The 19,435-nt window shown below is 63.1% G+C and carries 8 protein-coding genes; 2 read left to right on the forward strand and 6 right to left on the reverse strand.

Annotated features, from left to right (window positions below):
• Positions 1-80 precede the first annotated feature (80 nt).
• Positions 81-2,942 carry a glycosyltransferase gene (locus EN846_RS04810; protein ID WP_127392455.1) on the reverse strand — a complete coding sequence of 954 codons (2,862 nt, stop codon included), beginning with the start codon at positions 2,940-2,942 and terminating at the stop codon, positions 81-83.
• Between the two features lie 219 nt (positions 2,943-3,161).
• Positions 3,162-4,934 (reverse strand): adenylate/guanylate cyclase domain-containing protein, encoded by a 1,773-nt coding sequence (locus EN846_RS04815; RefSeq protein WP_127309700.1) that lies wholly within the window; start codon positions 4,932-4,934, stop codon positions 3,162-3,164.
• A 239-nt stretch (positions 4,935-5,173) separates the two neighbouring features.
• On the opposite strand from EN846_RS04815, the gene EN846_RS04820 reads away from it, so the two are divergent.
• Together EN846_RS04820 and EN846_RS04825 are read left to right on the forward strand one after the other, a co-directional pair.
• A complete protein-coding gene (locus tag EN846_RS04820; protein WP_127309699.1) occupies positions 5,174-8,473 on the forward strand; it encodes an adenylate/guanylate cyclase domain-containing protein in 3,300 nt (1,099 codons plus the stop codon).
• 18 nt (positions 8,474-8,491) lie between these two features.
• Positions 8,492-9,172 carry a redoxin domain-containing protein gene (locus EN846_RS04825; protein ID WP_127309698.1) on the forward strand — a complete coding sequence of 227 codons (681 nt, stop codon included), beginning with the start codon at positions 8,492-8,494 and terminating at the stop codon, positions 9,170-9,172.
• A gap of 596 nt (positions 9,173-9,768) precedes the next feature.
• Here the strand turns inward: EN846_RS04825 and EN846_RS04830 are convergent.
• The 4 genes from EN846_RS04830 to EN846_RS04845 all read right to left on the reverse strand — a co-directional run bounded on the left by EN846_RS04830 (position 9,769) and on the right by EN846_RS04845 (position 18,994).
• Positions 9,769-12,069 (reverse strand): AGE family epimerase/isomerase, encoded by a 2,301-nt coding sequence (locus EN846_RS04830; RefSeq protein WP_127309697.1) that lies wholly within the window; start codon positions 12,067-12,069, stop codon positions 9,769-9,771.
• Between the two features lie 400 nt (positions 12,070-12,469).
• Positions 12,470-13,897: an HlyD family type I secretion periplasmic adaptor subunit gene (locus tag EN846_RS04835; protein WP_127285033.1), complete on the reverse strand. Its 1,428-nt coding sequence runs from the start codon at positions 13,895-13,897 to the stop codon at positions 12,470-12,472.
• Complete coding sequence (locus EN846_RS04840) at positions 13,884-16,535, reverse strand: type I secretion system permease/ATPase (protein WP_189340381.1); 2,652 nt, start codon at positions 16,533-16,535, stop codon at positions 13,884-13,886. The genes EN846_RS04835 and EN846_RS04840 overlap by 14 nt, the downstream gene beginning before the upstream one ends.
• 101 nt (positions 16,536-16,636) lie before the next feature.
• A complete protein-coding gene (locus EN846_RS04845) occupies positions 16,637-18,994 on the reverse strand; it encodes a glycoside hydrolase family 16 protein (RefSeq protein ID WP_135858495.1) in 2,358 nt (785 codons plus the stop codon).
• Positions 18,995-19,435 lie beyond the last annotated feature (441 nt).

The raw sequence follows: 19,435 nt of genomic DNA on the forward strand, positions 1-19,435 counted from the left end.
GCCCCTCAGGCTTTATTTCAAGCTGATTTTCCAGTGCGTAACCGCAAGCGATGGCGACCATCGGTGAACTTCCGGCCACTTCATTCGAGCACCGCCTCAAGAATGGCAACAAAGTCATCGAGCGAACGATCGCCGCGAATCTCGATGCGCGGAAGGTCGATGGGATCGCCATCGAGGCCCGCCGGCCCATGTCTGCCGCCGAAGCCGATCCGATAGCCGCACTCCCTGAGCAGCCGGCCAAGTCGCCGGTCGGTGACTGAGAAGGGTGCCGCGAACGCCGTGGTTGGCCGACCGGTCCACCGTTCGATGAACATACGCGAGCGCAAGAGCTCGGCGGCCAGGTCAGCGGTCGACAGGCCATCGATTGCACGATGCGTCGCCATATGGCTGCCGAAGAACGCACCTTCGCCGGCGAGGCGTCGCACCGTCCCGGCATCCATAAGCTGCGCCGGCGGACCGTTGTGGGCGTCCCACTCTGCACTCTTGCCAACCAGGTCCGTCACCAGGAACACTTCCGCGGTCAGGTCGCTCGCACGCAAGATCGGCCAGGCATGGTCGGCAAAGTTCTGAAAACCGTCATCGAAGGTGATGAGCACCGGGCGGCCAACGAAAGGCTGACGGTTGGCGATGGACCATTCCAGCTGCTCGGACGCAATCGCGTGAAAACCGTTGGCGCGCAGCCATGCCATCTGGCTGCCGAATAGGGCGGGCGTGCACCGAAAACGGGCGAGCGCGGCCGGACCGTCTTCGGCAACGGAATGATACATAAGGACCGGCATACGCTCCCGCCGCTCGCTGCGTGCGACGTCGCGGCGCAAGGCCTGCGCCCCGCCCCAGACGATTTTTCGCGCGACCCCCATCTCGATGCGCGCGCGGATCGGCACACAATCAATCTTTGGTTCCGCCGCCACGTCGCCAGGCGACAGGCGGCGAAAGCGGTCTATGCGATAGAGCTCCGTCTGGATCGATTGCTCGAGGACGAGGCCTTCGGTCCCTGCCAGCGTCTCCGAGATCGCTTGTGCACCGAATGTGTTCCAATCGAAGCCCGTTCTCTCAGGATTGTCGCGCAGCACGAATGCGTGTGCGGTGATGAGCCTGCCGCCAGGCGCCAACGCCTCGACGACCTTGTTGGCGAAGCGTTGCAACTCGGCGAGATCATCCAGGTAGTAGAGCACTTCCGAACAGAAGATCAGATCCATTTCATCCGGCAGCGTATCCGCCATGAAATCCAACACGCCGTACTCGACATTCGGCTGATCGCCGCCGCGCGCGCGTGCCCGCTCGATGGCTACGGCGGAGATATCAGTTGCGGTCAGATGGGCCACTCGCGGCGCCAGCTGCCGCGTGAAGTGACCCTCCGCGCAGGCCAGCTCAAGCGCCCGTCCGATGCGACCGGCAGGCAGAATTTCGAGCTGCCGCTCATATTTCTCCTGCTCATAGGACGAACTGTAGTTCCAGGGATCCTCGGTCGCGAAATGGCGATTCCAGAACGACGTGCGATCCTTGTCGCGACCATCGGCTGCCCGTGCGCGGCGCGACGCTGGAAGAGCCTCCGTAGCGTCGGCGCTCGAGGCAGCCAGCTCCCGCGCCTGCGCGGTCAATTGCGCGAGTTTGCCGAAGTGGCTGTCCCGACCCGTCCGGCGTACTGGCCGCTCAGGGGGCACGAAATTCGGCGCCAATTCAATCCAATGACGTCTTGTCACGGTCCCGAGTGCGCCGAACTGCACGCGCGCCTCGATCTGGCCGTCCATCATCAGACAGGCGTAGATCTGATCGATTCCTTCCGGAAGTTCGACAGAGGCCGGGTTTCGAACGTCGACGCGAATTCCAAGTGTCCGCGCCAGTCGGCGCGGCGCGGCAAGGTCGTCGATGTCGAGAAGCATTTGCTCAAGCTGATACTGGGCGCGGCGCGCCGCTGCGGGATCGCCCCAGACCTTGCCGAGTTCGACGATCAACTCGGTGACGGCGCCGCCGAACCTGGCCCCCCTGGCAGCCAATTGCTCTGGCGTCGACAGGCTTCCAACCATCAGGCCATCAAAGACCACCCTAACGGCCTTGCGCACCCACTTGCGCGCTACCGGGAGCGCGCGCAGGGACTGTAGGTTGATCGGGCGCGAGCCGCGGCCGCAATCCGACGCGGCGTTCCACAACGCGAACCACGCGAGGGCTTCGGCAGCGGTGCCGCCGTTGGCCTCGATCGCTCCATTGGCGTGAGCCGATGCCGGGTGTTTGACCCTGGGATCGCGAGAAAAGCCGCGGGCGATCACGATTTCCGCATCTGCCACCATCTGCGTCGAATTGCGATAAAGCGCGTTGGGGCTGATCCGATGGAAGGCGAGCGGCTCGTCGACCATCACCCAATTCTTGCCCAGGCGTGCCAGACGCTGCCACAGATCCCAGTCCTCGCAAGTGCGCAGCGAGACATCGAAACCGCCCAGCCCGACAATCGTCTCCCGGTCGACCAGCAGCGCGTGCGTGCGGACGGCGCACTGGCGGGCGAATGTTTCGAAGGGCTGGATCGCAACCTCCGGCGAGATGGTCGACGGGGTGAGCGCGCCGTCGGGCATCACGCGCCGGGAACCGCAATAGGCGGCCACCGCATCGGGAGCGGTTTCTAGTGCGGCCAGCACTTTGGCGAGGAAGCTGGCATCCACCCAATCGTCGGCATCCAGAAACATCAGCCACTGGCCGCGCGCTGTCGAAATCCCGCTGTTGCGCGCGCCGGCGGGGCCATTGGCGGAAGAGTTCAGCGTTCGAAATCGGGCATCGCGCTCCATTTGAGCGGCGATGATAGCGGGGGTGCGATCGGTGGAGGCGTCGTCGACGATGATCGCTTCCCAATCCGCTATTTCCTGATCGAGCAAGCAATCGAGCGCGCGCGCCAGCGTCGCCTCCGCGTTGTGCGCGGGCACGACGATTGAAACCAGGGGATTATGTGCCACGCCGTCTTACCCGCGCCTGGTTCGAAGGGAGAACGAGGGTCCCGAAACATAGCCGGCGATTTCCTGCATCATCGAGCTTTGGTTTTCTTCGGCAAGAGTCGGCGAATGTGAAAAACGGATGATGGCATCGGATGGCAGCACTGCCCTGTCAAGATCGGGGCGGACTGGAGGCAGGCAAAAAGGATCGGCTGCAGTTCAAGGCCTGACCTCACTCACCTGTCATTGCACAATGCCGGCTTTGCGGAGCCCGTCCACCATGCGCTCGAAATCGGCAGGGTTCTTGTAGGGCATGACTTTGCGACGGTATTCCAGCGAATAATCTGGATTGACGCGAAGCACTTCCTCCCATGCCGCGCGGGCCTCGGCGAAACGGCCCAGCTGGCCGTAGCAGGCGGCTAGAAGCGCGCGCGAGACGTCGGTGACGGCATTGCGCGCCAGCCGTTGCATCAAAAGGTCAATGGCCTCTTCGTACCTTCCAAGTTGAAACTGCGCCAAGGCCTGGAAGTGCAGAAGCACGTCCGGAAAGTATGGATTCAAGGTCTTCCCTCGGGCGAAACTCTCGAGGGCCTCCTCGGATCTGCCCGAATAGTGCAGCGCCTCGCCGAGGATGACGTGCCCTTCGGCGAAGTTCGGATTGAGGGCTAACGCGCGCTCGGCCTCGTTGATGGCGCCATCGTGCCGTCGTGTGTACAGCTTGGTTATAGCCAGCGCCCAGTGCGCCCAGGGATCGCTGTCATCCAGCGTTACCGCTCGCATTGCTGCCTCTTCCGCTTGCGCCATCGATTCCGGCGGCGACGCGCTCCATCTGTTCAGGTAATCGAGCCCGTGCGTGAGCGCGAGGAAAGCGTGGGCAGAGGCAAACGCCGGGTCCAGTTCGATGGCACGTTGCAAGAGGTTGCGGGCTGCGAGGTTCGTCTCCTTCGTCAGCTGGTGCCAGAGTTCCCGGCCCCGCATGAAATAGTCATACGCCTCAGTGTTGCGCGAGTGCTCGGGCGCCAGCCGCTGACGGTCACCCTCGGTCAGATTGAGCGCCAGCGCTCCGACGATCTGCTGCGTCACGTCGTCCTGCACGGCGAATATGTCGGTCAGGTCGCGGTCGAACCGCTCCGCCCAAAGATGGCCGCCCGTGGTTGCATCGATGAGCTGCGCGGTGATGCGCACCCTGTTCCCCGACTTGCGTACGCTGCCCTCAAGCACATGCCGCACGCCGAGCTTCGCACCCACGTCCTGCACATGGACGTTCTGGCCCTTGAACGTGAACGACGAATTGCGGGCGATGACGAAGAGCTGCGACAGTTTGGACAGCGCCGTGATGATGTCCTCGGAGATGCCGTCGGCGAAGTAGTCCTGTTCGGTGTCCCCGCTCATGTTGGCGAAGGGCAGGACGGCGATCGACAGCTTCGGCGGCGCTGCCGTCGCCGGCCGGCCCGTCGCGGTTTCCGGGGCCGCGGCCGCCTTGGTCGCGGCGCTGCCGACTTGCAGCGAATAGACCCGGATCGGCTCGGCGATGTTCTTGAGCTGCGTGCTCCCGAGATCGCTGACTGAGAGGTCGAGCCTCGCCTTGACCTGGCGATAGGCATCCTCGGACAGGCAGATGGCGCCGGGCGACGCGACGCCTTCCAAACGCGAAGCGATGTTGACGCCGTCGCCCATCAGGTCGCCGTCGCTTTCTTCCACCACATCCCCCAGATGGATGCCGATCCTGAACTCGATGCGGCGGTCCTGCGGCACGCCGGCATTGCGCTCGACCATGCCATTCTGAACCTCGACGGCGCAGCGCACGGCATCCACCACGCTGCGGAACTCAACCAGCGCCCCATCCCCGGTGCGCTTGATCACCCGCCCGTTGTGCACCGCGATGGTGGGATCGATCAGGTCGCTGCGCAGTGTCCGCAATCTCGCCAAGGTAAGATCTTCGTCAGCGCTCGCGAGCCGGCTATATCCGACCACATCTGCCGCCAGGATTGCCGCTAGCTTACGATTCTCGCTCATGGTCCGTCTCCTCGTCTCCACGATAGCAGGAAGACGCAGGGCAAGAGGGAACTTTCGCAAAAGACGGCGACACAGCTGCCGGAGTCGGCAGCGCTCTGCCGCCGGACGCACGGGTCGTTCGATGCCCATTTGCGCTGCCGCTTGCTGGTCGGCTTCTATCGGTTCATGCTTGTGAATACCGTGGCCGTGAAGCGCTTGGCGAGATCACGCCGCCACGGCCGCGAGTGAGGTCTTGCTCCATGGACTGCTCAGGCTGCGGTTTCGAGGTTGAAAGCGGTTTCGCTTTCTGTCCGAAGTGTGGCAGGCGCCAGCCCGTGCCATGCGGCAGTTGCGGCTACCTCTGCGCACCGGATTTCGAGTTCTGTCCGAAATGCGGGACAAGCCTCGGCGCGCCGGCAAAGCCGGTCGAACGGCCTGCTCCGACACCAAGCCGAACCCTTGAGCCGCCTTCTCGACCTGCGTCGCAGCCTGCGAAGGTCGAGAGCGAAGAACAGCTGCATCCCGTCTCTGACGCCGATCGCCGGACGGTAACGGTCCTGTTCGCCGACCTTTGCGGCTTCACGACACTCAGCGAGCAGCTCGACCCCGAGGTCATGCAGACGCTGCAGAACGAACTGTTCAAGGAATTGACGGCGGCCGTGCGAAGCTTCGGTGGTTTCGTCGACAAATTCATCGGCGATGCACTGCTGGCTTTGTTCGGCGCACCGGTCGCGCATGAGGACGATCCGGAACGCGCGCTTCGCGCCGCTCTCGACATGATCGCCAGGACGGCGCGGCTCGGCGAAAGCGCCCCCCGTTCCGGCTCGCCTCTGCTGCTCCACATCGGCATAAACACTGGTCCGGTCGTTACCGGAGGATTGGGCATCGGCGCCGCCAAATCCTATTCGGTGACCGGCGACACAGTGAATACGGCGCAACGGCTGCAATCGCTGGCCGCACCGGGCGAGGTGCTGGTAGGCGAGCTCACCCACAGGCTGACCCGGCATGCCTTCTCTTACGAGTCGCTGGGCGACGTCGTGCTTCGCGGCAAGGCTGGCAGTGTGCTCGTCCATCGACTGGACGCACCGCTTGCGGCGCCGCGTGCAGCGCGTGGGCTCGAGGCGCTCGGCCTCGGTGCGCCTCTAATAGGTCGCGGTGCCGAGCTCAATAGAATGCTGGCGAGCCTTGACCAGGCGTGCGGCGGCTCGGCCCAGCTTGTCCGCCTCGTCGGAGAAGCCGGTATCGGGAAATCGCGGCTGGTGAAGGAGTTCGTCGCCCGCGTCGGCGACGAGGATCGTTTTCGCAACGTCGCCGTGCGGCAGGCCACGTGCTCACCGCTGGGCGAACAATCATTCGGCGCCTTGGGCGCAGTGGTGCGCAGCGCTGCCGGGATGATGCAAAACGACAATGGCGACGAAATGCGGGAGAAGCTCGCAGCCTTGCTTACCGATCTCGGCCTGCAGGGCGAGGAGGCGAAGCGGCTGATGCCTTTGCTCTACCATGTGCTTGGCCTTGGCGACCCCGATGCCACCCTGCAGCATGTCGAGCCCGAGCAGCTGCGGCGGCAAATTCTCTACGCAGTCCGCACAATCATCGAACGGCGGCTTGCCTTGTCGCCGCTGCTGATTGTCGTTGAAGACCTGCACTGGGCCGACGCCGCTTCGCTCGAGGCACTGCGTTTCGTGATGGATAAGTTGGAACGCACGCGGTTGATGTTGCTGGTCACGCATCGTCCGGCGCCGGACAACGACCAGCTCGACTCAAGTCGGGTCAGTCACACAGCGCTCCGGCTTTCGCCGCTCAACAGCGATGACGGACGCGGATTGCTGGCGGCGCTTTTCGGCGAGAGCTGGGTGAGCTCGGCAGGCGGACTTCTCGACCAGATCCTCGAGCGTGCGGGCGGCAACCCCCTGTTTGTAGAGGAGATCGTTCGCGGTCTTATCGATCGCGGTGTCCTGGTGCGCGAGGGCCAGCGATGGCGGACTGTGGCAGGCGAAGTCGCAACCGGCATTCCCGCCACTATCCAGGCAATGCTGCTTGCCCGCGTCGACCGGCTGCCCCCGGAGGTGCGCCGGTTGGCCCAGGAAGCCGCGGTGATCGGCCCGCGCTTCGATGCCACACTTCTGAAAGCCGTGACAGCCGACCCCGGCCGCCTGGAAGCGGGCTGCGAACTGCTTTGCGATGCGGAAATCATCGAGGAAGTTGTCGGATCAGGATCGGTCTCGTCGCAAAGCTATCGCTTTACGCAAACATTGCTGCAGGACGTGATCTACCAGAACCTGCTCCTGCAACGCCGGACCGATATCCACGGGCGGGTCGGTACAGCCTTGGAGCAACTGTGCGGCGACAAGCCGGAACGGCTCGAGGATCTGACCGCGCTCGGTCATCATTTCGCACAGAGCGCCGAGCGGGAGAGGGGCGCGCATTACCTGCAGGCGGCGGGGGATCGCGCTCGCACGATATACGCCAACGACGACGCCCTTCGTTTCTACGAGCGAGCACTGACTGCATTGGGCGAAATAGGGCAAACACCGCTCAAACTGGCAATCGCAGAGCGCGTCGCCGATCTGAGCGGCCCGTTAGGCCGTCGCGACGTCGCGCACCAGCACTACGAGACGGTGCTGCAGGCATATCGCGCGTCCGCCGATCGTGTCGCTTCGGCGCGGGTTTTGCGTAAGATCGGTCGGCTGCTCTGGGACGTCGGCAAGCGGGACAACGCAGTATCCCGCTATGCCGAAGCGGCAGCGCTCCTCGATGGCGCGGATGCTCCGGTCGAGCAGGCGCATCTCTGGCAAGAACGTGGCCGACAGGCGTTCCGTAGCGGAGATCACGCCCTCGCGGCGAAATGGGCAGACGCGGCGCTGGATTGCGTCGGAACTCTGACAACCGAGCATGTCTCCGAGGTAGGGCGCGATGCCACCCTTGTGACCGCCGAGGCACTCAACACCAAGGCTGTCGCCTTGGCTCGTCTTGGGCGAGACCGCGAAGCCGTTAGCCAGGTAGAGCGTAGCATTGAATTGGCCGAAGCCGCCGGCCTGCTGGGCACGGCTTGCCGCGGCTACACCAATCTCGGCGTGCTTTACACAACCATCGATCCGACAAAGGCGATGGAGGTCTGTCGGCGTGGCCTCGAAGTGGCGCGCCATATTGGTGATTTGGGCTTCCAGGCGCGCCTCCTCGCCAATCTGGCGGTCGCTTGCTGTACTTTCACGGATCGCTGTCCAACGGAGGGCGTGCCTGCCGCCGAGAAGGCCATCGAGATCGACCGGGCGCTCGACCAGCGCGAGCACCTGTCGGTGCCGTTAATCGTGCTAGGGCAGATCCACCAGTGCAACGGCCGTCCGGAACTGGCGGTTGGCTTGTTCCACGAAGCACTGGGGGTAGCCCGCGAAACGGGCGAACCGCAACTGCTGTTTCCGTGCTATGATGGTCTCGCAACGCTTAATCTCGACCTCGACAATCTGGCCGAGGCCGAACGCTACTTTTCCCTGGCGCAGGGTATATGCGCCCAGCACGGGCTCGACCCGGAAGGGCTTGTGGTGCTGCCTTTTCTCGACTAGCCGGGGTGGGAGGTTGGAATGTCAGCGCGCATTGACTTGATACCGCTTCAGCCGGGCGACCGTGCGCCGAACGTGATACTCGACGCCATCACCCACGAGGGCAAGATTGCGCTTGACGACTTTCGCGGCCAAAAACCGGTGCTGGTCGGCCTGTTTCGAGGTCTGCACTGCGCGTTTTGCCGGCGCCATATCGCCGCCCAGGCGCGGCTCGATCCGGAACTGCGCGAAAAGGGCGTGGGGAGCCTGACGGTGGTCAACACGCCCATCGAACGGGCGCGTCTCTATTTCCGCTACCACCCGATGCCGAACCTGCTTGCGGCCTCCGACCCTGAACGTGCTTCACATCGCGCTTTTGGCCTGCCCAATCTCGAATTCACCGAAGACGAGACGAATTGGCCCTACAAGGTCTCGATCGCAGCGGCAAAGGATATGCGGGTCAACGTACCGGGCGAGTTGCCCGGTCCAATGGATCCTTTTTCGGCCAGCGAAATCCTCAACAACAAGGACCAGTACGAAGTGACCGAAGCCGACGAGCAGATGATGGCGACCGGACACGGACAACTGATAGGTCAGTTCCTGCTGGACCGGCAGGGCATTGTCCGCTGGAGCTTCACCGAGGTTCCAGAGGGTGGGCGACACATGTTTGGGGCGCCAAGCCCGCAGGAACTGATGTCAGCCGTGTCGCAAGTCGCCCAATAGACTTGCGAACGAGGTAATGCTCGCTTTCGCCCTAGCGATGTCGTCGGTGCATCGGCCTGGTGTCCGGTGGGTTTGCGCAAAGATTTTGCATTTTGTGCGCGTGCCAACCCAAGCCTCCCGAAATACCAGATATTTGTAGTCTTGGAGAATCGAGATCAACTCGTCGGCCTGTGGCGGACGGCCCGAACACTGTTCGTCCTGATTCCGATTGTCGAATAGGCTGGCGGAGTTGTCGCAGACACGGCGGCGGCTGCGGGTTTAAGGCGGCCCAGCAGACGCGGGTACGAGTTGGGTGGCCGCTGGGCCTAACCAGCGTCTTTTGGGGGGCGCCGGCTAAGCCCGCATCTTATTCATTTTCCTGCAATTGCTAATTTAGCAAAAAGGCGGATGCTCGTCGTACTACCCATCGGAACGGCCCGATCTCGACCGGAATTCGTGCTTGGCGAACGCGTGCCGGCAGCCAGCCGGAGCTCGTCCCTTTGGATGATGCCTGTTTGGAAGCCGAGCTGTCGCTGCATCCGCCTGGGCTCGCGGAATGAAGGCCGCGTCTCCCCGGCAATCGCCTCGGCTCGGCAATGCATGCCGGGCCGTTCGGGTCAGGCGTTGACCTGCCTGAGCGAGGCCTTGCCCGTATCCGAAACTGGCATTGGGAAGGGCTCGACCTGTCCTCCGGTCTTGTCCAGATACTGCATCAGCGCGGTGACCAGATGGTAGAAGATGCTGGCCGGGACCTCCGTCGCCGCTGACCTGCCGCGCTCGTCGATCCTGTCGACCCACAGCCCGAGCGGCGCCGGATCGATATGCCATCTGAAGAGGCGGGCGACACGCGCTTCGATCTCGGGTTTCAGGTCGGGTCCGCCAATGCCGTCCAGGGCGACTGCCGCCTTGACCGCCTCGCATTGCGGCCAGCTTCGAGAGAGCCGGTCGAGGGGGATCCCGTGCCGCGACACGGCAGCATAGGCCAGACCCGTGGCCCGGTTCAGTCCGCTGGCGACCGCCGACGAATAGAGCTTCCTCGCATAGGCGACCAGGTCCTTCTGCCCGCTCGCCCGGGAGAACTCGACGAGCAGCGAGGCCCATTCGAAATGATGCCCTGGTTCGGTCCACTGTCCGTCGTCGCCCGGCAGAGGCAGCCAGTCGACGTCGAAACGCTCCCCGAGCGTCCAGCTCTCCTGGTCGAAGAAATGGCACCGGAAGAGATCGATGACGCGCGCCGCCCGGCGCAGATAGGCGCGGTCGCCGGTGACGTCATGCCAGGCAAGGAAGGATTCCAGCATGTGCATATGCGGGTTCGAGAACCGCACTCCGTTCCAGCCGGGGCTCTCGAGGAAGCCATTCAGGCTGCCGTCCTCGAGATGGTTGTCGATGAAACCAAATGTCTCCTGGGCAAGCCGCAAGGCGTCGCCATGGCCGCATCGATGAGCGTGGGCAAGCGCCAGCAGCACGCAGGAATGGTCGTAGGCGTCCTCCGCCGGATCGGCCACGCTGCCGTTGCAATTGAGGGTGCGCACCCAGCCGCCGCGGTCGCTGCGGCCGTGTTTGGCGATGAAGCCGATGCCATGGTCGATGAGCCTGTCGGCCGGTCCGTCCCAGCCGCGTTCCTTGGCCACCGCGAACGCATAGATCTGGCGCGCCATCGTGCGCATGCGCTTGGGTTTTCCGAGCGCCCTTGCATCGAAACCGAGCGCCTCGTGGAAGCCGCCATGCACATCGTCGACACCTGCCGTCGACCACAGCGGCAGGGTTTCCTCGAAGAGCCAGTGCTCGACGCGCTTGCGCCATGATCCGCTGACAATGACGCGGTCTTCCGACGCCGTGAATTTTGTCTCGAGGCGTCCGCTCTTCTCCAGCTGTTCGACGACCTTCTTCACGTTCTGGCTGTGGCTTACGGGCGCGACGAACACCGCGTCAGGCGTGGCCACCACCGCCACATCCTTCATTCCGATGACGGTCAGCAGCCTGCCCTGGCTGCGCAGGTAGGAACTGTCGCAATCCATGGCGACGACATCGCCCATCACGACGTTGCCGTCGCGGTCGGTCGGGCTGGCTTCCAGCAGCGATTGCCACGATCCAAGGTCATTCCAGCGGAAGGAGGCCGTGACCATCGCGATGCCGTGGGCATGCTCCATGACAGCGTAGTCGATCGATGTCGACGGGACAGCCGAGTAGAAGCCCTGCGGCAGATAGATGCCGGAAATATCGGCCCGTGCGGTCTTATACGCCCGCTCGGCGCCGTCCCAGATGTCGGGCCGGAAGTCGAGAAACGCTTGCCGCATCGTGTCGGCGCGAAACAGGAAGATGCCGGCGTTCCAGTAGAAGTGTCCCGAAGACACATAGTGGCGGGCGGTCTCGGCGTCGGGTTTCTCGACGAAACGCGAGACGGCGGCCACCCCGTCGCCATTCGCCGACACCTCGACGTAACCGTACCCGGTTTCGGGATGTGTCGGCTTGATGCCGAATACGACGATCCGTCCCGACGCGGCCGCCGGCCTGCCCGTCTCGACGGTTTCCCAGAATTGCCTTTCGGTGGATATCTCATGATCGGAGGGGACCACGAGCACAAGCGCATCGCCGCCATGCTCGGATATCGTCTGCAGCGTGGCGATCGCGACCGCCGCGGCGGTGTTGCGGCCTACGGGTTCGAAAATCGGTCTGCCGCCATTGAGGCCGAGCGGACCGATGTCCGACACAAGGCGGTCGGCATGCCGCTCGGACGCTATGAGGTAGATGGGCGTCTCGCCATCCGGCCGCGCCTTGAGGCGCCGGACCGTCTTCGCTAGCATGGAGCCGTCGCCCGAAAGATCGTGGAACTGCTTGGGGTTGTCTTCGCGCGACAGCGGCCACAGCCGTGAGCCGACGCCGCCGCTCATGACAAAACTTACGATCCGGTCCGGCATGTCCAGTCCCTCTCGGGCTCCTTTTCGGGGCCTAGGTGCCCGAACCACCAACCCGCGTCGTGTTCCCGAAAGCCGGTGGCCCTGGTGGGCGCACTGGTCTCGAAAGCGAGCGTGTTCAACCTAGCCTGGCCGACTATGTTCAGGGCCACGGTTTCCCCTCCGCACTTCTGGGCGGAATCCTAGCACGCTGCCGAACCCAAGGCCTCTTCATGAATTGGGGGTAGCCCTTGGTCCGCACCCACTCATCCAATAGGAGCATGCCTGCCGACAGCCGAGAGGATACGTCGCGCATCCTGCTCGGGCGCCGACGGGAAGGGTGGGCTACAAGGATGGCGGACCGCGCCGCGTTCTCTTCGGAGCGTGACGGGCCCGACGGAGGTTCGTCGTCTGGAAGCCGGCTTTACCGCTCGCGTAGCGATTCCTGCTGATATTTCGCCAGAGGCGAGAGGAAGTAGCCGATGATACTGCGCGTGCCGGTCTTGATCTCAACCGTCACCGCCATGCCCGGACCGAGCTTGACGAGCTTGTCATCCACCTGCATGTCCGTACGGTCAAGTGAAACGCGTGCGGCATATTGGAGTTCCTGATCTCTCGGCTCGCTGTCGCTCTGCGCTGCGCCCGACGCACGGTCGTTCGACCCGGTCGGTTGCCGGTCGCGAACTATGGCATCGGATGACACGCTGACCACTTCACCATGAAGAAGCCCGTAGCGGGTGAAGTTGAATGTGTCGACCTTGATTTCCGCCATCTGTCCCGGATGGACAAATCCGATGTCTCGGTTGGAGAGCATGGCCTCGATCTCGAGATGGCTCTCACTGGGCACCACCACGGCCAGTGGCTGAGCGGGCGTCACCACGCCTCCCACCGTATGAACGGCCAGTTGTTGTACGACGCCATCGACCGGCGCGGTCAATTGTTGGAGCTTCGTGCGCCGCTCAGCCTTGATCACTTCTTGCCCAGTGCTCGCAGCTCTCTGCTCGGCTTTCGCGAGCGCCTCATAGGTCGCGCGCCGGTACTCCGCGGTCGTCTTTTCCCTCGTTTCCCTTAGCAACGCGATGGCTGCGTCGGCTTCGCGCAGCCGGCTCTGCTGCAGGTTGAGATCCTGTTGAAGGCCGACCAACTCCTGATACTCGGAGAGATAGAGGACCTTCGAGGCAAGTGCCTTGTCGACGAGCTGCTTTTGAATGTCGACCCGCTCCTGCAGCAGCGGTATCGTCGCCTCGAGCTTCGCCCCGCTCGCCAAAGTGGTCGATCGTTCCGCTTCTTTCTGGGATTGCTCGCGATCTATCTCGGCGAGCTTGGTGTTCTGTTCGGCGAGCTGACTGACCAGATACTGGCGGTGCATCTCGATCTCCGCTGCGCTCGCGCCCTGCGGCGGCCGGAAGGCCGCAAGAGGATCCTCCGCGAGCGCCGCGCGCAGCCGCGCGACGTCGAGTTCGGCCGAAAGGAGATCGCTTTTCTGGCGCTCCTGGTCGGCGTCCGCCATGGTCGGGTCGAGCTCGATCAGGACGTCGCCAGCCTTTACGCTCTGTCCATCGCGTACGTTGATGGCGCGGACGACGCCCGTGTCGAACGGCTGGATCAGCTTGGTGCGCCCGCCTGGCACGATCTTGCCCGTCGCGGTTGCGACGATATCGACTGTGCCCAACCACGCCCACGCCAGCGCGAAGCAGAAGACCGCGATGATACTCGCCCCGATCGCGCGCCCGATCGGCGACGGCGGCGACTCGGTGATTTCGAGCGCCGCTGGCAGGAACGCAACTTCGTGCTCGTGGCGACGAAGTTTGACTCCCGGAAATTCGACGATGTTTTGACTAGCGGACTTCATGGATGCCAGCCTGCAGATAGTGGAGGTTTGCGTAACGCCCGTTCGAGCGGATCAGGTCTTCATGGGTACCGTCCTCGACGATGCGGCCATGCTCGATCGTGATGATCCGGTTCGCGTGACGCACAGTCGAGAGCCGATGAGCGATGACAAAGACGGTCCGGCCGGCAGAAATTCGCTTCATGTTCTGCTGAATGGCGCGCTCGCTTTCGTAATCCAGGGCGCTGGTCGCCTCGTCGAGGATGAGGATGCGCGGGTCCGTAATGAGTGCCCGAGCGATTGCCACACGCTGGCGCTGCCCGCCGGAAAGACTGCTACCGCGTTCGCCGACGACGGTGTCATAGCCCTCTGGCAGCTCCAGGATGAAATCGTGAGCACCGGCGAGCGATGCCGCAGCAATGACGCGCTCCATGGGCATGGCCGGATCAGAGAGCGCGATGTTCTCGCGAATGGATCGGTTGAAGAGCACGTTCTCTTGCAGGACGACTCCGATCTGGCGTCGAAGCCAGGTCAGGTCTACCATCGCCAGATCGACGCCATCGACCAGCACGCGTCCACTCTCCGGCACATAGAGCCGCTGTATCAGCTTAGCAATGGTGCTCTTGCCGGAGCCCGAGGAGCCCACGATGCCGATGACCTGACCGGGCTCGACGCTGAACGACACGTCGTGCAGCACCTCGGGGCCGTCGATCCGGTAGCGGAAAGTCGCGTGCTCGAATGTCACCCGCCCGCGGATCGCCGGCAGCGCGGCGCGGCCAGGATTGAAGCTTGGCTCGGGAATGGTGTTGAGGATATCGCCCAGACGATCGATCGACAGGCGAGCCTGATGGAAATCCTGCCAAATCTGCGCGAGCCGCAGCACCGGCATGCTCACGCGTGATGCCAGCATATTGAATGCGACGAGTTCGCCGACGGTCAGGTCGCCGCCGATCACGAGCTTGGCACCGAAGTACAGGATTGCGGCGACGACCAGCTTGTTGATCAGCTGCACCGCCTGGCTCGCAGTATTGTTCAGGCTCAGCACGCGAAAGCTTGCGGTCACATAGGCGGCGAGTTGCTCCTCCCAGCGGCGCTGCATCTGCGGCTCGACCGCCATGGCCTTCAGCGTCTCGACGCCCGTGACGGTCTCGACGAGGAAAGCTTGATTCTCCGAGCCGCGATCGAATTTCTCATCGAGGCGCCGGCGAAACAGTGGCGCAGCCCCCGCGGAAATGCCGATGTAGAATGGGAACGACGCCAGAACGATCAGCGTCAACGAGGTCGTGTAATAGAACATCACGGCAAGGAAAACGACGGTGAAGACGAGATCGATGACAAGCGTGAGCGCCGAACTCGTCAGGAACTGGCGGATATTTTCGAGCTCGCGGACGCGTGCAACCGAATCCCCCACGCGGCGTGTCTGGAAATATGCGATCGGCAACGCCATCAGGTGACGAAACAGCCGGGCGCCGAGCTCGACGTCGATGCGGTTCGTCGTATGCGCGAACAGATAGACGCGCAGCGTGCCGAGAACAGTTTCGAAAACGGTCAGCGCGACGAGACCAGTGACCAGAACATCGAGCGTGCTCATGCTTCGATGCACGAGCACCTTGTCGATGATCACTTGGAAGAATAGCGGTGAGAGAAGGGCGAAAACCTGAAGGAAGAACGACGCGACAAGCACTTCGCTGAGAAGATAGCGGTACTTGTGGACCGCGCCGAGGAACCAGCCGATATCAAACCGTCGAGAGAGATCCGTCAGGGCCGCGCGCCGGGTCATCAGGATGATGCCGCCGTCCCAGATGGCCTCGAACTCGGCCTGGGTCATTGTGATGGGTTGCGGCGACGATGGGCGCTGAACGAGGAGCTTGTCGTCGACAACTTTGCCGAGGATCAGGTATCCACCGTCCCGAAGCACGGCGATTCCAGGCAGCGGAGTAACCGCAAGCCGATTCCAGTTTGTCCTCTGTGCCTGAGCCTTGAGTCCAAAATCTTTTGCACAGCGCAGGATTTCGGTAACGCCCACTGGCGCCGCGCCCATCCGATGCCGGATCTGGTCTGGGTCGGCCGCGATGCCATGGCAACGCATCAATATCGCCAAGGCAATAAGCCCTGAATCATCGCCGCCTTCGGGTGCGGTGCTCGCCGCCTCGACGGCCGTATCGCGTCGATCGGCGAACCGCGCAGGCAACACGGTATCGCGGGCGCGGCGTACCAGATCACGCCCGCGGGTAGCCATGCCGGCAAGGGCATGAAGCGCCCGTTGCGCAAGGTTCTGTGATCCGGCCAGGATCAAACGGCCGTCCCAGATTGCCTCGAATTCCTCGCGCGTGAGCCGCTTCGGCCCTGACAAGGGCGGATGCAGCACAACCGCTCCGTTGTCGTCGACCTTCCCGAGAAGCAGAAACCCGCCGTCATGCAACGAAGCGATGCCAGGCAGTCGGACGCTCGCAAGTTGTTTCCAATGTGTCTTGCGCGAACCGACCTCAAGCCCGAGCGAGCGGGCGCAGCGAAGCATCGCGCGGATGCCGATTGCACTGCCGCCGCCACAGCGCTCGCGGATCTGGTTGAGTTTGGCGTCTACGCCATGAGAGCGCAGGAACAGAGCCAAAGATCGAAGTCCCAGGTCTACGGCATGGGTATTCTCGTTCTGCATCGCCATCTTGGCACAACCCTTCGCGGATACGTCCGCGTTCCATCCCCCTTGCATTCACAAACTTGACGGCGCCGCACCCAGGGCCGAACCCCCGGGTGCGGCGGCGATCAATGTTGCGGTCTGGTCAGGTACGAGTCGTGATTCCAATTGCCTCCATTATTCGACAAGGAAGCCACGATCTGGCCGGGATCGACCGGGCCGGAATTACCGGCCAAGTACTGGCTCAGCAGCGCAAAGCTCTGGCTTGCCAGCGACGCTCTGGCTGTGCCGGTCGCAAATGGGTGATCCGCCATGGCGGTGTTTTGGGGCGCCAAGGTTCTGGTGGCGCCGGCGACCAGGTCCCTGTGCTCGTTCAGCAGCGCAGAGCCCTGGGCTGCCAAGGACCGTTGCCAATTGGCGGGAGCAAGCTTGCGATCCGTATGGGTGACCGCCAGCGACGACGTTGTGATGGTCGCAGGCCGAGGATCCGTTACGGCGATGGTCTGCGGCGAGGCTGTTGCGACGGCGCCGGTGACCGGGTCCTTCGCCGTTGCCGTCAGCGTCAGCGTCGCCACCGGATGAGCCGCGCCCCTGTAGTTCGATTGCAGCGTCAATCCGCTGTCGACCTGCGCTGCCGTCAAGGTGATGTTCTTGCCACTAAACGTCTTACCATCGAGTTTGTCGGTGATCGTCTCGTACCTCGGCAAGCCCGTCACCTTCACGGTCACGAGGTCGTTGGGGTCGGTCGTTGTCACCTTGACCCCGAGGTCGACCGTACCGCCCAGCCCGCTCACGTCGAGCGTTTTGTCAGCGATGGTGAGGACCGGCGCGATCACTGACGGGGTCGTTGGGGTTGTTGGGATGGTGGGGGTTGTAGGGACGGTGGGGGTCGTTGGGGTGGTTGGGGTTGTTGGGGCTGCCGATGACGTCGCGATCTGGAGACCGGAGAACGTCTTCACCGCGGCCGCAAGGTTCGCAGCGACACCGCCGGCGTCCTTGATGCTCGCACCGTTCGGAAGATTGACCCCGGTGATGGCAAGTGCCGAGGTACTCGTGTGGGTCGACGCGACCGTGATGCGGAAGTTGAGCGCGCTCGTTCCGGAGCCGCCCACATAGGTGGCGGTCGCGCCATTGTTGAGCGACAGCGTCGGCGTGCCCGATACCGCCACGGCCTCGTTGAAGCCGAGTGTCAGCGTGACCGTGTCTCCGACGTGCTCGGTGCCGGTTCCCGGCGAGGCTGTGGCCTGCGTCACCGCCGGCAAGATCGGATCGATCTGGAGCCCGGAGAACGTCTTCACCGCGCCCGAGAGGTTCGCCGCAACACCGGACGCATCCTTGATGCTCGCGCCGCTCGGAAGATTGACCCCGGTGATGGCGAGCGCCGAGGTATCCTTGTCGGTCGAAGCGACCGTGGTGCGGAAGGTGAGCGCGCTGGTGCCAGAGCCACTGAGATAGCTGGCCTTTCCGCCGTCATTGAGCGACAGTGTAGGCGTGCCCGTGACGGTCACGGCCTTGTTGAAGGCGACCGTCAATGTGATGGCATCGCCGGCATGCTCGTTTCCCGTTCCCGGCGAAGCGGCGACCTGAGTCACCGCCGGCTGGACCGTCGGCGTCGTCGGGGTCTGGGTCGATGACGTCGTCGAGGGAGTGACGTTGGCGCCCGTGACGGTGTCGCCGCTGCCCGCCTTCTGATAAAGCTGAACCCCGTCGATCAGCATTTGCATCGACGATGGGGTCGAACCATCCAGAGCCGTATGCCACCCGCTCGCGTTGTCATTCGCGACCCCCAGGTTCATCATCAATTGCATCGGCTCATCCGGGATCGCGACCTGGGCGCTGGTCACTTGCGCCATCTGTTTGCCGTCCAGATACCAGGTGATCGATTCACCGGGCACCCAGTTGATGCCGTAAGTGTGGAAGCCGCCCGTGAGGTCGATGCCGCTGTCGATAGTGTCGCCGACCCACCCTGATGGCCCGTGGAGGTGCCAGGAGAAGTTGTTGTCAGCCGACCCCGAACCGGTAAATCCACCCTCCTGTATGTCGAGCTCGAAATTGTCGCCGCTGCTGCCCGCGCCATCGCCGGGCATCAGCCAGAGGCCTGGCCATGCGCCGTCGCCGCTCGGCGCCTTCATGCTGATCTGAAGGTAGCCGCCGTTGAATTCAAAGTTGCCATAGCTGCTGACGGCGCCGGACGTGATCGGGAATGTCTGTGACACCCCACCCTGATTTACGCCGTTGATGGCCTGTTTGATCGCCGTGAGATCCAGGTACCCGTTGCTCACCGACACCTGGCTCGGCATATCGTAGTCGGCATTATATGGGCCGCCCGGCGTGCTTCCTCCCGACCCATTGCTATTCCATGCCCAGCCGTCGGCGGCATTGCTGGTGATGTAGGTATTCCAATCGCTGCCGAGCGTCGTGCCGGAGAAGTTTTCCTCGTAGACGAGGTCGCTGGAAGTATAGCCTGCGGGGGCGGAAAGAGTCATTCCGAGATCCTTCTTTGGCGCTGAAAAAAATAGAGAACTCCACTGCCGCGCATCGCCAAGCTGCGCGACATGTCGCCTGCTCGCAGTCAGGCACTGCGAATGGATTTCAAAGTAACTGAGGTTTGGAAGGCCTCGCACTAGACATATTGTCGAGCGAGCCTAACGTCGAACGCATCATCGGTGGCGGGTTTTGTCGACGGGAATGCTCACATCTCGCCCGGCGGGAGCACAGCCAAGCATGCCTTGTAGTATAAGCACGGTAGATCCTTGGTTCATTGCGTCTTTTTTGTTTTAATTCGACCCGCGCACCCAAGCAAAACGCAGGCATTTCCGCTTCTTAACTTATTCACTCACATCGTTTTGTACCTGCATGAATTGATCATTAAGGATGATGTACGTGACGTCGGCGACCCTACCACGATTTGCGGCGAGAATGAGGCT

The sequence above is a fragment of the Mesorhizobium sp. M4B.F.Ca.ET.203.01.1.1 genome (assembly GCF_004791025.1).
Taxonomy (GTDB): domain Bacteria; phylum Pseudomonadota; class Alphaproteobacteria; order Rhizobiales; family Rhizobiaceae; genus Mesorhizobium; species Mesorhizobium abyssinicae.

What these genes read in the sequence shown, in the direction of transcription:
- EN846_RS04815 (WP_127309700.1), bottom strand. Translation starts at nt 4,934, where the DNA reads ATGAGCGAGAATCGTAAGCTAGCGGCAATCCTGGCGGCAGATGTGGTC.
- EN846_RS04820 (WP_127309699.1), top strand. Translation starts at nt 5,174, where the DNA reads ATGGACTGCTCAGGCTGCGGTTTCGAGGTTGAAAGCGGTTTCGCTTTC.
- EN846_RS04825 (WP_127309698.1), top strand. Translation starts at nt 8,492, where the DNA reads ATGTCAGCGCGCATTGACTTGATACCGCTTCAGCCGGGCGACCGTGCG.
- EN846_RS04830 (WP_127309697.1), bottom strand. Translation starts at nt 12,069, where the DNA reads ATGCCGGACCGGATCGTAAGTTTTGTCATGAGCGGCGGCGTCGGCTCA.
- EN846_RS04835 (WP_127285033.1), bottom strand. Translation starts at nt 13,897, where the DNA reads ATGAAGTCCGCTAGTCAAAACATCGTCGAATTTCCGGGAGTCAAACTT.
- EN846_RS04840 (WP_189340381.1), bottom strand. Translation starts at nt 16,535, where the DNA reads ATGGCGATGCAGAACGAGAATACCCATGCCGTAGACCTGGGACTTCGA.
- EN846_RS04845 (WP_135858495.1), bottom strand. Translation starts at nt 18,994, where the DNA reads ATGACTCTTTCCGCCCCCGCAGGCTATACTTCCAGCGACCTCGTCTAC.